We start from the raw sequence: 12,797 nt of genomic DNA, 5'->3' as shown, positions 1-12,797 counted from the left end.
AAGTCGGGACGACAGGATTTGAACCTGCGACCCCTTGACCCCCAGTCAAGTGCGCTACCAAGCTGCGCCACGTCCCGTTGCCCGTCTGACCTGGGGTTTCCCCCGGCCGAACGCGCACGGAAACCATACCGCACTCGGGGCGGTGATCGCGCATCCGTTTGTCGCCCGCCGACGCTTGACCTCAAGTCGAGTCGAGGTTGAACGATGGGGCGTATGACGATCACCGAGGAACACGCACGAGCGTACGGATTCACCGACCTGCCGGCCCTGATGGGCCTGATGACCGGTGACGAGAAGCACGGTCCGGCCGCGACGTCGACGCTGGACGTGCTGTGGGTGCTGTACGACCGGGTCCTGCGGGCCGGGCCTGAGCGGATGGACGACCCCGGGCGGGACCGGTTCCTGCTGTCCAAGGGGCACGGCCCGATGGCGTACTACGCGGTGCTGGCCGCCAAGGGCTTCCTGCCGGTGGACTGGCTGCCGGGGTTCGGCTCGTACGACTCCCCGCTCGGCCATCACCCCGACCGGGTGCTGGTGCCGGGGGCGGAGATCGGCAGCGGGTCGCTGGGGCACGGTCTGCCGATCGCGGTGGGCACGGCGCTCGGACTGCGCGCGCAGGGGCTCCACGAGCCGCGGGTGTGGACGCTGGTCGGGGACGCCGAGCTGGACGAGGGCAGCAACCACGAGGCGATCGCCTTCGCCGGGCCCGCAGGCCTGGACCGGCTGCACACCGTGGTCGTCGACAACGCCTCCGCCTCGTACGCCCGGCCCGGCGGGATCGCGGCGCGCTTCGAGGCGGCGGGCTGGTCCGCGCTCACGGTCGACGGCCGTGACCACGAGGCGCTGTACGCCGCGTTCACCGCACCGCATCCGGGCCGACCGCACGCGGTCGTGGCCCGGGTCGAGCCGAAGACCGCGTGATCCTCCCCCTGTTCGCACGCACCGAGGAAAGGACCGATCTCCGTGGACACCATGCGTGATCGTTTCGCCCCCGCCGTCACCCGGCTGCTCGACGAGGATCCGCGGGTCGCGGTGGTGCTCGCCGAGATCGGCGTGGCCGACTTCACCGAGGCACTGCGCCAGCACCCGGACCGGGTCGTCAACGTGGGCATCCGTGAGCAGCTGCTGGTCGGGGCGGCGGCCGGAATGGCGCTCACCGGGCTGCGGCCCGTCGTGCACACCTTCGCGAGCTTCCTGGTCGAGCGGCCGTTCGAACAGGTCAAGCTGGATCTGGGGCACCAGGACGTCGGGGCGGTGCTGGTGAGCGCGGCCGCCTCCTTCGACTGGCCGGCCGGCGGCTACACCCACATGGCCCCGGGCGACGTGGCGCTGCTCGACACCCTGGACGGCTGGACCGTGCACGTGCCGGGGCATCCGGACGAGGCCGAGACACTGCTGCGGCGCGCGGTGGCGGCCGGTGACGACAAGGTGTACGTACGCCTGTCGCTGCAGGCCAACGCGCGAGGGCTGCCCGTGGACGGCGGGCGGTTCCGCACGGTCCGCGAGGGGCGCTCGGGGGTCGTGGTCGCCGTCGGGCCCCTGCTGGACGCCGTGCTCGAGGCGACGGAGGGCCTGGACGTCACCGTGCTCTACGCGACCACCGTGCGGCCCTTCGACGCGGCCGGTCTGCGTCGTGCCACCGGGGCGGCGGGGGCCGACGTGGTGCTCGTCGAGCCATATCTGGCGGGTACGTCCACGGCCGCGGCCAACGACGCGCTGGCCGATGTGCCGCACCGGGTGCTGGGGCTCGGTGTGGGACGGGCCGAGCTGCGGCGGTACGGGCGGATCGACGAGCACGTCGCCGCCCACGGTCTGGACGCCCGGTCCCTGCGGGCACGCATCGGCGGGTTCGTCGGGCCGGCGCCGGAGAGGGCGTGACGGAGGCCGGCGGAGCGGCCCGGGGGCGGCGCGTCCGGCCGGCTCCGGGCGGCCGGCGGTCGCCCCGAAACGAGGTACCGGGGATACGGCCCGTGCGGGCGCGGCCGGGCAACGGCGACGCCCGGGAGGTCAGTTCGCGGGCGGCAGCCCCAGACGGGGGTGCGCCTGCTGGAGGCCGGTCGGGGCGGCCTGACGCCAGGAGTCGGCGAGGATGTCACGCAGTTCGCCCTCGTCCTCCAGGGCGGCGAGGCGGACCCTGACCCAGGCGAACTGGGCCTCGTGGTCGGCGATCCAGAACTTCTCCGGTTCGGCGAGGGCCAGTTCGTCGCGCTCCTCCTTGGGACAGCGCACGGCGACGGAGGTCTCCTCCTCGGGCAGCGTGGCGAACATCTTCCCCGCCACCCGGAACGTGGGCATGCTCCAGGCGATCTTCTCCGTGGTGTCCGGCAGGGACAGGGCGATCCGTCGTACGTCTTCGGCATCCGGCATGGCAGGAACCGTAGCGGCCCGCACCGACAATCAGCCGGTGGCGGACGCCGCGGCCGCCGGCAGGCGCTTGTAGTAGATCGTCGTCGGCCGCAGCACCCCGGCCGGGTCCGCCGCGTAGTCCGGGATGGCGCCGATCGCGGTCCAGCCACTGGAGCGGTACAGGCGCTCGGCGGGGCTGCCGGTCTCGGTGTCCAGATGCAGCAGGGTGATCCCGCGTGCGGCGGCCTCCCCCTCCGCGACGGCCAGCAGCGCCCGCCCCAGACCCCGGCCGCGGGCCGTACGGCGCACCATCAGCTTGACCAGTTCCGCGCGGTGCGTGCTGTTGGGCTTGTCGGGGAGGGCGAGGCTCACGGTGCCGAGCACCCGGCCGGACTCCTCGTGCGCCACCCAGACGAGGAGGTGCCCGGCGGCGACGGCCGTGGACCGTCGCGCCCACCAGGCGACGGCCTCCGCGCGGTCGAGCGGGGCGAGGAAGCCGACGGAGGCGCCACCGTCCACGGTGTCGGTCAGCAGATCGGCCAGTTCCTCCGCCATGGACACCAGTTGTGCGGCGCCGGGACGAACGGTCCTCATGGCCCGACCACCGCCAGCACGTAGCGCACGTCACCGGGGCCGGGGCAGCGGAATCGGGTCGGGCCCCAGACGCGCAGCCGGAGGCAGTCCCCGTCGCCGAGGCGGTGCTCGACGTCCTCGGCCGTCACCGAGAGGGCCCCCGCCAGCACCCAGATGTGCTGTTCGAGGCCCGGCACGGGCGGCCGGTCGTAGGCGATGTCCGCGCCGGCGGCGAGGCGCCCCTCGACGAGTTCGCCGCGCAGTCCGCCGTGCGGCGGGGAGACCGACCGGCGGACGAATCCGGAGGCCCGGTCCTCCCACACCACCTGGTCGGCGGCGCGCACCACGGGCGCGGGTTCCGCCTCGACCTCGCTGAGCAGCTGGGACATGGTCCGGCCGTAGACGGCGCACAGGCGGTTCAGCAGGGCGGCGGTGGGACTGGTCTCCGCACGTTCCGCGCGGGAGAGGGTGGACCGGCTGACGCCGGTGCGCTCTGCCAGCTCCCCCAGGGACCAGCCGTGTTCGGCCCGGAGCCCGGCCAGTCGCGCACCGAGCCGGACGTCGAGGGGATCCGGGGCCGGCCCGGCCTCCTGCTGTTTCATATCCGGGACGGTATCCCGGATACGAGAAGCAGGGGAAGGGGGTCTCGATGCGTCCCCGTGTCTACGCGTCCTCGCCCGCCGCGCGGAGCGCGTCCAGGACCGGCCGGATCAGCGGATGCTCCTCCGCGCCCCGGCGCACGGCGGCGAAGACCCGGCGGGTCGGGGCCACGCCGTCGACCGGGCGGACGACCACTCCCGTGAGGTCCGTGCCGCGCAGCGCCGAGCGGGGCACCAGGGCGACACCGGCGTCCGCGGACGCGAGGGCGACCACCGCGCGGAAGTCGTCCGAGGAGTGCTCCAGGCGCGGCTGGAAGCCGGCGCTCTCGCAGGCGAGGACCACCACGTCGTGGCACGGGTTGCCCGGATACGGGCCTATCCAGGGGTCCTTGGCCAGTTCGGCGAGCGGCACCTCGGGCGCGTCGGCCAGGCGGTGGGTGACGGGGACGACCGCGTCGAAGGGCTCGGCGTACAGCGGTACGTGGGTCAGCCGCGGGTCGTCGGCGGGCGGCGCGCCGCGGTACTCGACCGCCACGGCGACGTCGACCTGCCGGTCGAGGACCATCGGCAGGCTGGCGTCCCCCTCGGCGTCCTGCACCCGGACGCGGATGCCGGGCGCCGATCCGGCCAGCCGGGCCACCGCGGGAGCGACCACCCGGGCGATCCCGGTGGCGAAGGCGGCGACCGTGACGGTGCCGGCCTCCCCCGAGCCGTAGGCGGCGAGTTCGGCCTCGGCCCGTTCCAGCTGGGCCAGGACGGCGTTGGTGTGGCCGAGCAGGATCTCGCCGGCCGCGGTGAGCCGTACCCCCTTGGCGCCCCGCTCGACGAGGCGGTGCCCGGTCTCCTGCTCGAGGGCGGCGAGCTGCTGGGAGACGGCGGAGGGGGTCAGGAACAGCGCGGCGGCCGCCGCCGTGACCGTGCGGTGGTCGGCCACCGCACGCAGGATGTGGAGCCGCCGCGCCTCGATCATGGATGCGATTGTCTCAAATCGCTCGGTGTGCTCCGCTCAGGCGGCGAGCTCCGCCCGGGCCGCCACGAAGGCGTCCACCGCGCGGTTCACGTCGTCGGTGGAGTGCGCCGCGGACAGCTGGACGCGGATGCGGGCCTGGCCCTGCGGCACCACGGGGTAGGAGAAGCCGATCACGTACACCCCGCGCTCCAGCAGCAGCTCGGCCATGCGGCCCGCCTCCGAGGCGTCGCCGATCATCACCGGGGCGATGGCGTGGTCGCCGGGGAGGATGTCGAAGCCCTCCTCGGTCATCCGGCGGCGGAACAGGGCGGTGTTCTCGGCGAGCCGGACCCGCAGGTCGTCGGCCGACTCCAGCAGGTCGAGGACCTTCAGGGAGGCGGCGGCGATCACCGGGGCGAGCGTGTTGGAGAACAGGTACGGGCGGGAGCGCTGGCGCAGCAGGGCGACGATCTCCGCGCGGGCGGCGACGTAGCCGCCGGAGGCGCCGCCGAGGGCCTTGCCGAGGGTGCCGGTGATGATGTCGACGCGGTCCATCACGTCGTGCAGTTCGGGCGTGCCGCGCCCGCCGGGGCCGACGAAGCCGACGGCGTGCGAGTCGTCGACCATGACCATGGCGCCGTGCCGGTCGGCGAGGTCGCAGATCTCGTCCAGCGGGGCCACGTAGCCGTCCATGGAGAAGACGCCGTCGGTGACGATCAGCGTGCGGCGCGCGCCGCCCTCGGCGGCCTCCTTGAGCTGCCGCTCCAGGTCGGCCATGTCGCGGTTGGCGTAGCGGAGGCGGCGTGCCTTGGACAGCCGGATGCCGTCGATGATCGACGCGTGGTTCAGCGCGTCGGAGATCACCGCGTCCTCGGGGCCGAGCAGCGTCTCGAAGACACCGCCGTTGGCGTCGAAGCAGGAGGAGTAGAGGATCGTGTCCTCCTGGCCGAGGAACGCCGACAGCCGCGCCTCCAGCTCCTTGTGCACCTCCTGGGTGCCGCAGATGAAGCGGACGGAGGCCATGCCGTAACCCCAGCGGTCGAGGGCCTCGTGGGCGGCGGCGACCACCTCGGGGTGGTCGGCGAGGCCGAGGTAGTTGTTGGCGCAGAAGTTGAGCACCTCGCCGGGGCGGCCGCCGGCGGTGACGTTCACGGTGGCCGACTGCGGGGTGCCGATGACGCGCTCGGGCTTGTGCAGGCCGGCGGCGCGGATCTCGTCGAGGGTGGCGCGCAGATCGTCGCGCACGGAGTCGAACATGTCGGGAAGCTCCTTGGGGGGCGGAGGACTTACGCGGTCCAGTCGAGGATGATCTTGCCGCCCTTGCCGGCGGCCGCGTCCTCGAAGGCGGCGTCGAAGTCGCGGTAGGAGTAGCGGCCGGTGATCACCGGGGCGAGGTCGAGACCGCCCTCCAGCAGCACCGACATGGCGTACCAGGTCTCGAACATCTCACGGCCGTAGATGCCCTTGATGGTGATCATCGAGGTGACGATCTTCGACCAGTCGACCGGGAACTCCTCGGCCGGCAGGCCGAGCATCGCGATGCGGCCGCCGTGCGTCATGTTGTCGATCATGTCCCGCACGGCCTCGGGGCGGCCGGACATCTCCAGGCCGATGTCGAAGCCCTCGCGCAGTCCGAGGGTGTGCTGTCCGTCGGCGATCGTCGACTCGGCGACGTTGAGCGCCAGGGTCGCGCCGATCTTGCGGGCGAGCTCCAGGCGCTCCTCGCTGACATCCGTGATCACCACGTTGCGGGCGCCCGCATGCCGGGCCACGGCGGCGGCCATGAGACCGATCGGGCCGGCGCCGGTGATCAGGACGTCCTCGCCGACCAGGGGGAAGGACAGCGCGGTGTGCACGGCGTTGCCGAACGGGTCGAAGATCGCGGCAACGTCGAGGTCGACGGGGACCCGGTGCACCCAGACGTTGCCGGCGGGGAGCACGACGTACTCGGCGAAGGCGCCGTCGCGCCCGACACCGAGGCCGACGGTGGCCCGGCACAGATGGCGGCGGCCGGCCAGGCAGTTGCGGCACTTGCCGCACACCAGGTGGCCCTCGCCGCTGACCCGGTCACCGACGCCGATGTCGGTGACGTCCCGGCCGGTCTCCACGACCTCGCCGGCGAACTCGTGCCCGAGGACCAGCGGGGTGCTGATCGTCTGCCGGGCCCAGCCGTCCCAGGCCCGGATGTGCAGGTCGGTGCCGCAGATACCGGTGCGCAGCACCTTGATCAGCACGTCGCCGGGTCCGACGGCGGGCTCCGGGACGTCCGCGAGCCACAGCCCGGGTTCCGCCTTCTCCTTGACCAGCGCCTTCAACGCTTCGGCTCCTGAGGGGTGAGTCCCGGCCGCGGGGCATGCCGAACAGGCCCGGTCCGGGAAGAGGAGTGGAATGCACTGCAATCTGCCGTACGACACCCTCACCGGTCCATCGAGGATTTCTTAAGCGCGGCCACAGCTTTGCTTCACGCCGTCACCCCATCGGGGGCGTCGGTGGTCCGCACGGCGGCAGTCCGTCGCCCTCCCGGCGCTCCAGCCGCGGGACGAGGCCGGCGGCCTGTGCCTTGATGGCGTCGAGGCCGGGCCGGCCCCAGGCCCGCGGCCGGACGTCGGTGACCGAGACGGTGCCCAGCACCGTGCCGGTGCTGTCGATGAGCGGAGCGCCCAGGTAGGAGCGGATGCCGAACTCGTCCACCACCGGGTTGCCGGCGAACCTCGGGTAGTCGCTCACGTCCTCCAGCGCCAGTGCCCGGCGCCGGGCCACCACGTGGGGGCAGAACCCGTGGTCGCGGGGCAGCACCCGGCCCAGCAGGGCGCCGGTGCCGTCGCCGCGGTGGGCCGGCGCGGCCGTGGGGGTGTGCAGGCCCGCGAAGAACTGGCCCTCGTGGCCGAGGAAGTTGACCATGGCGTACGGCGCCCCGGTGAGCTCCGCGAGTGAGTAGGCGAAGACGTCCAGCGAGGGCTCGGGGTGGCTGCCCAGTCCCAGTGCGCGCAGCCTGCGGACGCGGGCCGGTGCCTCCTTGTCCTCGGGGGTGAGCAGCAGACGACCGGCCGGGCGGGGCGGGTCGTAGCTCATGGGCGGGCTCCCGGATCGTGGGCGTGGGTCATGCAGGGGCTCCGAGGGTGTGCGGGGATCACGTGTGGGCGCCGTGTCCCGTCGCGGCGGCCGGGGCATGGAGGAGGAGGTGGCGGACGAGGGTCAGCAGGGTCTGGACGCCCGAGCTGGAGATGCGGGCGTCGCAGCACACGACGGGGACGTCCGCGGGGAGGTCGAGGGCGGCGCGCACCTCCCCGGGGTCGTAGCGGAAGCCGCCGTCGAACTCGTTGACGGCGATGACGAATCCGAGGCCGCGCTGTTCGAAGAAGTCGACCGCCGCGAAGCACTCCTCCAGGCGTCGGGTGTCGGCGAGGACGACCGCGCCGAGCGCGCCCTCGCAGAGCTCGTCCCACATGAACCAGAACCGTTCCTGGCCGGGTGTGCCGAACAGGTACAGCACATGCTCCGCGTCGAGGGTGATGCGGCCGAAGTCCATGGCCACGGTGGTCTCGACCTTGTTCTCGACGCCGTCGAGGTTGTCGGTGGCGGCGCCCGCCGTGGTGAGGAGTTCCTCGGTGCTGAGCGGCGCGATCTCGCTGACCGCGCCGACGAAGGTCGTCTTGCCCACACCGAACCCGCCCGCCACCAGGATCTTGAGGGCGGTCGGGAACGGGTCGTCACCGCGGCGCGCTCCGGCGGCCCGGTCAGAGCTGTCGTCGTAGTCCATCGAGCACTGCCTCCAGAAGGGCCCGGTCCGTCGGGGTGTGGTGGAACGCGGGGGGTTTGTCGGTCAGCGCCCCGCAGTCGACGAGGTCCGCCAGCAGCACCTTGGTGACGGCCACCGGCAGCCCGAGATGGGCGGCGACCTCGGCGACCGGTACGGGGGCGCGGCACAGGTCGAGGGCCTGCGCGTGCTCCGGGCCGAGGTAGCCGAAAGGGGTGGAGCCGGTGGCTCTCACCTGCGACAGCAGGTCGAGTGCGACGGTGGGGCGGGTCCGGCCGTTGCTGACCGTGAAGGGGCGTACCAGCCGACCGGCCGCGTCGTCGAGCCACGGCCCGTCACCGGCCGTCTTCACGCTCAAGGCCTCGTCGCCGGCGGTTCGACGCCCTGCTGACGGGGTGCGGTCACCAGGTAGGGGCGGACGGACTTGACCAGCATCGCCATCTCGTAGCCGAGCACCGCCGCGTCGGCCTCCCGGCCGGCCATCACGGCGAGGCAGGTGCCGGAACCGGCGGTGGTGACGAACAGCAGCGAGGAGTCGAGCTCGACGACGACCTGACGGACGTCACCGCCGTCGCCGAAGCGGACCCCGGCGCTGCGGCCGAGGGAGTACAGGCCGGAGGCGAGGGCGGCCATGTGGTCGGCGCTGTCCGGGTCGAGTCCGTGCACGGACTTCACCAGGCCGTCGCAGGACAGCAGTACGGCACTGTTGGTGTGCGGTACGCGCTGCACGAGGCCGCTCATCAGCCAGTCGAGGTCGGATACCTGGGCGGTCGGCGCATCGCTCGCCATGGTGGATCGACTCCTTGGGGTACGAAGGTGCGCGGGAGCGCTGTGGGTGGGGGTGGAGGCGGGGGTGGTCATCCGGCGGGTGCGCTCCCGTCCTGCCGGACGGCGTGTTCACCGCTGGGCGCGGTCACGGACGGCCGCGGGGCGGCGGCCGGTTCCTGCCGGGCCTCGGCCAGACTGACGCCCCGTCGGAAGGCCGCCATGAGCTGGGGGTCGTGGCCGACGACGTCCTCGGTGTCCTGGCGCGGCGCGGGGCCGTCGCGCAGTTGCGGCGCGATGTGCTCCTGGGCGCGTCTGCGGGGCAGCCGGGGCCTGCCCATGGTGCCCCGCACCGTGGTGCCGCGCGGGGTGAGGGGCCTGGTTCCGTGGTCGGTGGGGGCGTCCCGGTCGCCGGGGTGGAGGCCGGGGACGGCCCCGGCCGGGGTGGCGGGGCGGGTCTCGCGGTCGCCGCGCAGGGGCAGGGGCGGGGGGACCGCGCCGGTGTCGCCGGACGGGGCGGCGATGTGGGGGCGGGGCGCGGCCCCGGTGAGGGGCGCCGCGGCGGTGCGGGCGGTCGCGCCGCCCGCCCGGACCGGTCCGTCCGCGGGCACGGGCACGGCCGGCAGGTGAGGGGCCGTCGGGACGGCGCCGGCGTCGTACGGCCGGGGTGTTGCTCCGGTGCCGGCGTCGTACGGCCGGGGTGTTGCTCCGGTGCCGGCGTCGTACCGCCCGGCTTCCGCTCCGGCGCCCTGTCCGCCGGTCAGGGCGCCGGGTTCCGTGCCGAGCAGCGCCTGGGGCACCACGAGGACGGCCTGGACGCCGCCGTAGATGTTGCTCTGGAGGCGGACGTGGATGCCGTGCCGCTTGGCCAGCTGGGAGACCACGTACAGTCCGATGCGGCCGTCGGCCAGCAGGCTGGCGACATGGACCTGGTCGGGGTCGGTGAGCAGCGCGTTCATCCGGTCCTGCTCGGCGAGGGGCATGCCGAGTCCGCGGTCCTCGACCTCCACGGCGAGCCCGGAGGTGACGAGGCCGGCCCGCAGCAGCACCTGGGTGTGGGGGGCGGAGAACACCGTGGCGTTCTCGACGAGTTCGGCGAGCAGGTGGATGACGTCGGCGACGGCGTGGCCGCGCAGGGTGCCGTCGATCGGGGGGACGAGTTTGACGCGCGAGTACTGCTCGACCTCGGCGATCGCCGACCGCAGGACCTCCGTCATGGGGACCGGGTTGCTCCACTGCCGCCGGGAGACGGCACCGCCGAGCACGGCGAGGTTCTCGGCGTGGCGGCGGATGCGGGTGGCGAGGTGGTCGACGTGGAAGAGGCCCTTGAGGAGGTCCGGGTCCTCCATCTCGTTCTCCAGCTCGTCGAGGATGGAGATCTCGCGGTGCACCAGGGACTGCAGGCGCCGGGCGAGGTTGACGAACACCTCGAGTTTCTGTTCGCTGCCGGCCTGGCTGGAGAGCCGGGACGCCTGGACGACGGCGGCGACGGCGCCGTCGTGCGCACGGGTGAGGTCGGCGGCGAGGAGGTCGAACTCGTCGGCGCCCTCGTTCGGCCGGACGCGCCGGGACGGCGGGGGCGGGGTCTCGCCGGCGCGCAGCGCCTCGACGAGGGCGTGCAGGTCGGCCTCGCGCCGGGCGGTGCTCCGGCGCAGGGCGCCGACGCGGTCGTGCACGGTGCGTGCGGCGCGGCCGGCGGCCACGGCGGCGATGACGATGCCGGCGAGGGCCACCGAGGTGGCGCCGCCGAGGACGGCCCACAGGGCGGGGTCCGGCCCGACTCCGGTGGAGCGGACGGTGAAGAGCACGGCGGCGCAGGCGCTCAGCGCCACCGCGACCGGCGGCAGCACGGCCAGGCGCAGGAGCTGGTGCCGTAAGGGTGTCTCGTGCGGCGCGGCGGTGGCCCGTGCGGACGGCCGTCCGTGCCGTCCGCCCTCGCGCCGTTCCGGCCGGGCGGCCGGGCCGGTCCCGCGGGTCCGTAAGTCGCCGGGGGCCGGGCCGCCGCGGTCCGGCACGCGGGCCACGATCGTGGTGCCGACGGGTACCGGTGTGTGGACGGTGCCCCGGACCGCGGCCGGGTCCGGGTGCCGGGGCCTCTCGCCCCGTCGACTCCCTCGTCCGCCTTGTGGCTGCACGTACCGGTCCCCGCTCCCTGATCCCGACTCGTCGACGCGGTCCCTCGGCTCGGACGCGCCCCGCGGTGCGAGCCGTCACGCCTGCTGACCGACACTCACCGTAGTCGCCACCGCATCATGTGCGGTGGGCAGTTGACAAACTCGTGCGGACAGCATCGCGCTCTGGTATGAGGCGTCGTACGACAGACCGATAACCGTTCAGCGCGAGGGGTCGGGAGCGAACCACAGGCGATCAACACTGGTCACAAGCGTTCAACGCGGGTCAGTGGAGGGAGGGTGGCCCGCGGCGGGGAGTGCGCGGACGGGACGCGCGGACGCCCGGAGCCGGCCGGCCGAGACCCCCGGCAGCCTCCGGATCGCCCTCACCCCTCCGGCCAGAACATCACTCTGCGTAGAGAAAGGGCCAGGAGGCCGAAGGGGCGCCGCCGCGTACGGAGTTCAGGTAGTGGTCGCCGATGGCCCGCATGGTGGGACCGGCGGGGCGGCCGTCCACCAGCGCGAGGATGTTGCGCCAGAACCGGTCGACGCCCTCCGCGTCGGTGAGGGCCGGCACGCGCTCGCCGGTGAGCAGGGCGGCCTTCGCGGTGACCGCGCCGGCCACCGCGACCCGCGCCGCGGTGTCGGCACGCCGCTCGTGGCCGAGCTCCCGGCCCGCGGCCAGGGCGTCCGCCACGGCCGCCGTCGCGCGATCGGTCACCGCGGAGGCGGTGTGCAGGGCGAGGGCGAGTTCGCCGTAGGCCTGCAGGACGTCGGCGTCGCCGTACGACGGCCGAGGTCGGCGCGCGGCACGGCCCAGGTCCCCGGCCTCCGCCAGCGCCCCCTCGGCGACGCCCAGCGCGACCTGGGTGAGCATCAGGGAGAGGGCGAGCGGGGCGAGCGCGGTGTGCGGCGGGGCCAGTTCCTCGTCGCGGCCGGCGGGTCCGAGCACGTCGGCCGTGTCGACCGGCACGCCGTCGAAGCGGACGGTTCCGGCACCGGTGAGCCGCCGGCCGAGCCGGTCGGGCGCCGGGGCGCGGCCCACCCGCGGGTGCCGCGCGTCCACCACCACGACCACCGGCTCGTGGGTGACGGAGCAGACGGCGTCGAGGACCAGCCGGTCGGCGTCGTGCACCGCCGTGGGCAGGGCACGGTGCCCGTGCAGCAGCAGGTGTCCGCCGTCGGCGGCGGGGCCGAGGGCGGGGCCCGGCAGGTCGCCGTGCGCCAGCGGTACGGGCCCGGCGGTGTCGCCCGCCCACAGCCACCCCTCCCGCGCCGACCGGGCCTCCAGCGCCTCGGCCTGGTCCGGGGCGCCGAAGAAGCGGGCGCTCCACGACAACACGTAGTGGCGGCCCAGGAGTTCACCGACCGAGCCGTCGGCGGCGGCGATCCGCCGGACGACGGCGCAGGCGTCGCGCCAGGGAGTCCCGCGCCCGTCCGGCGCGGGCGGGACGAGCACGGCCGGCAGCCCGGACTCCCGCAGCCGCGCGACCTCGTCGAGGGGCGGTTCGCCGGCCCGTTCGCGGTCGACCGCGTCCACGGCGAGATCGTCGGCGACCTCGTCGGCGACGCGCCGCCAGTGGTCCCGGACGGTGGTGATCACCTCCACCTCAGCCACGGCTCCCCATTTCCCTATCGGATTGGTAGGGAATCATCCTGCGGGAGTGACGGGCCCTCAGCAAGGGAACATCCGCCCA

Annotated in this window: 14 protein-coding genes and 1 tRNA gene; 2 read left to right on the top strand and 13 right to left on the bottom strand. The window is 74.1% G+C overall.

The annotated features are described in order from the left end of the window. Positions 1-3: 3 nt before the first annotated feature. A tRNA-Pro gene (locus IE172_RS31085) sits at positions 4-77 on the bottom strand. Positions 78-213: 136 nt separating this feature from the next. Here IE172_RS31085 and IE172_RS31080 point away from each other — a divergent pair. Both IE172_RS31080 and IE172_RS31075 read left to right on the top strand, forming a co-directional pair. Continuing rightward, positions 214-921, top strand: coding sequence for a thiamine pyrophosphate-binding protein (locus IE172_RS31080; RefSeq protein ID WP_190100677.1), 708 nt, complete (start codon positions 214-216; stop codon positions 919-921). Between the two features lie 42 nt (positions 922-963). Further along, a complete protein-coding gene (locus tag IE172_RS31075; RefSeq protein WP_190100676.1) occupies positions 964-1,878 on the top strand; it encodes a transketolase family protein in 915 nt (304 codons plus the stop codon). Positions 1,879-2,007: 129 nt separating this feature from the next. Here IE172_RS31075 and IE172_RS31070 read toward each other — a convergent pair whose 3' ends face one another. From IE172_RS31070 to IE172_RS31015, 12 genes are all read right to left on the bottom strand, one after another. Further along, a complete protein-coding gene (locus IE172_RS31070; RefSeq protein WP_190100675.1) occupies positions 2,008-2,367 on the bottom strand; it encodes an MmcQ/YjbR family DNA-binding protein in 360 nt (119 codons plus the stop codon). Positions 2,368-2,397: 30 nt separating this feature from the next. After that, positions 2,398-2,940, bottom strand: a complete 543-nt coding sequence (locus IE172_RS31065; protein WP_190100674.1) for a GNAT family N-acetyltransferase — start codon at positions 2,938-2,940, stop codon at positions 2,398-2,400. Further along, entirely contained in the window at positions 2,937-3,521 is a 585-nt protein-coding gene (locus tag IE172_RS31060; RefSeq protein WP_190100673.1) for a helix-turn-helix domain-containing protein, read from the bottom strand. Before IE172_RS31060 ends, IE172_RS31065 begins: the two co-directional genes overlap by 4 nt. 61 nt (positions 3,522-3,582) lie before the next feature. Next, positions 3,583-4,488 (bottom strand): LysR family transcriptional regulator, encoded by a 906-nt coding sequence (locus IE172_RS31055; protein ID WP_190100672.1) that lies wholly within the window; start codon positions 4,486-4,488, stop codon positions 3,583-3,585. A 36-nt stretch (positions 4,489-4,524) separates the two neighbouring features. Beyond that, on the bottom strand, positions 4,525-5,724 hold the full coding sequence (locus tag IE172_RS31050; RefSeq protein WP_190100671.1) for a glycine C-acetyltransferase: 1,200 nt from the start codon (positions 5,722-5,724) through the stop codon (positions 4,525-4,527). 29 nt (positions 5,725-5,753) lie between these two features. Further along, positions 5,754-6,782 carry an L-threonine 3-dehydrogenase gene (tdh, locus tag IE172_RS31045; RefSeq protein ID WP_190100670.1) on the bottom strand — a complete coding sequence of 343 codons (1,029 nt, stop codon included), beginning with the start codon at positions 6,780-6,782 and terminating at the stop codon, positions 5,754-5,756. 154 nt (positions 6,783-6,936) lie between these two features. Beyond that, entirely contained in the window at positions 6,937-7,539 is a 603-nt protein-coding gene (locus IE172_RS31040; protein WP_190100669.1) for a GAF domain-containing protein, read from the bottom strand. 58 nt (positions 7,540-7,597) lie between these two features. After that, the gene (locus IE172_RS31035) at positions 7,598-8,227 is read right to left on the bottom strand and encodes a GTP-binding protein (RefSeq protein ID WP_190100668.1); all 630 of its coding nucleotides are present in this window, start codon (positions 8,225-8,227) and stop codon (positions 7,598-7,600) included. Then, entirely contained in the window at positions 8,205-8,576 is a 372-nt protein-coding gene (locus tag IE172_RS31030; protein ID WP_190100746.1) for a DUF742 domain-containing protein, read from the bottom strand. The genes IE172_RS31035 and IE172_RS31030 overlap by 23 nt, the downstream gene beginning before the upstream one ends. A 2-nt stretch (positions 8,577-8,578) precedes the next feature. Beyond that, positions 8,579-9,013, bottom strand: a complete 435-nt coding sequence (locus tag IE172_RS31025) for a roadblock/LC7 domain-containing protein (RefSeq protein WP_190100667.1) — start codon at positions 9,011-9,013, stop codon at positions 8,579-8,581. A 68-nt stretch (positions 9,014-9,081) separates the two neighbouring features. Then, positions 9,082-11,004 carry a sensor histidine kinase gene (locus IE172_RS31020; protein WP_190100666.1) on the bottom strand — a complete coding sequence of 641 codons (1,923 nt, stop codon included), beginning with the start codon at positions 11,002-11,004 and terminating at the stop codon, positions 9,082-9,084. A gap of 502 nt (positions 11,005-11,506) precedes the next feature. After that, positions 11,507-12,718 (bottom strand): acyl-CoA dehydrogenase family protein, encoded by a 1,212-nt coding sequence (locus tag IE172_RS31015; protein ID WP_229886633.1) that lies wholly within the window; start codon positions 12,716-12,718, stop codon positions 11,507-11,509. Between the last annotated feature and the right edge of the window lie 79 nt (positions 12,719-12,797).

Source organism: Streptomyces griseoflavus (assembly GCF_014649995.1).
Taxonomy (GTDB): Bacteria; Actinomycetota; Actinomycetes; order Streptomycetales; family Streptomycetaceae; genus Streptomyces; species Streptomyces griseoflavus.
Note: the sequence above shows the minus strand (reverse complement) of the source record. Positions and strands in the feature narration are given on the sequence as shown.

What these genes read in the sequence shown, in the direction of transcription:
- IE172_RS31080 (WP_190100677.1), top strand. Translation starts at nt 214, where the DNA reads ATGACGATCACCGAGGAACACGCACGAGCGTACGGATTCACCGACCTG.
- IE172_RS31035 (WP_190100668.1), bottom strand. Translation starts at nt 8,227, where the DNA reads ATGGACTACGACGACAGCTCTGACCGGGCCGCCGGAGCGCGCCGCGGT.
- IE172_RS31025 (WP_190100667.1), bottom strand. Translation starts at nt 9,013, where the DNA reads ATGGCGAGCGATGCGCCGACCGCCCAGGTATCCGACCTCGACTGGCTG.
- IE172_RS31040 (WP_190100669.1), bottom strand. Translation starts at nt 7,539, where the DNA reads ATGAGCTACGACCCGCCCCGCCCGGCCGGTCGTCTGCTGCTCACCCCC.
- IE172_RS31060 (WP_190100673.1), bottom strand. Translation starts at nt 3,521, where the DNA reads ATGAAACAGCAGGAGGCCGGGCCGGCCCCGGATCCCCTCGACGTCCGG.
- IE172_RS31050 (WP_190100671.1), bottom strand. Translation starts at nt 5,724, where the DNA reads ATGTTCGACTCCGTGCGCGACGATCTGCGCGCCACCCTCGACGAGATC.
- IE172_RS31055 (WP_190100672.1), bottom strand. Translation starts at nt 4,488, where the DNA reads ATGATCGAGGCGCGGCGGCTCCACATCCTGCGTGCGGTGGCCGACCAC.
- IE172_RS31065 (WP_190100674.1), bottom strand. Translation starts at nt 2,940, where the DNA reads ATGAGGACCGTTCGTCCCGGCGCCGCACAACTGGTGTCCATGGCGGAG.
- IE172_RS31070 (WP_190100675.1), bottom strand. Translation starts at nt 2,367, where the DNA reads ATGCCGGATGCCGAAGACGTACGACGGATCGCCCTGTCCCTGCCGGAC.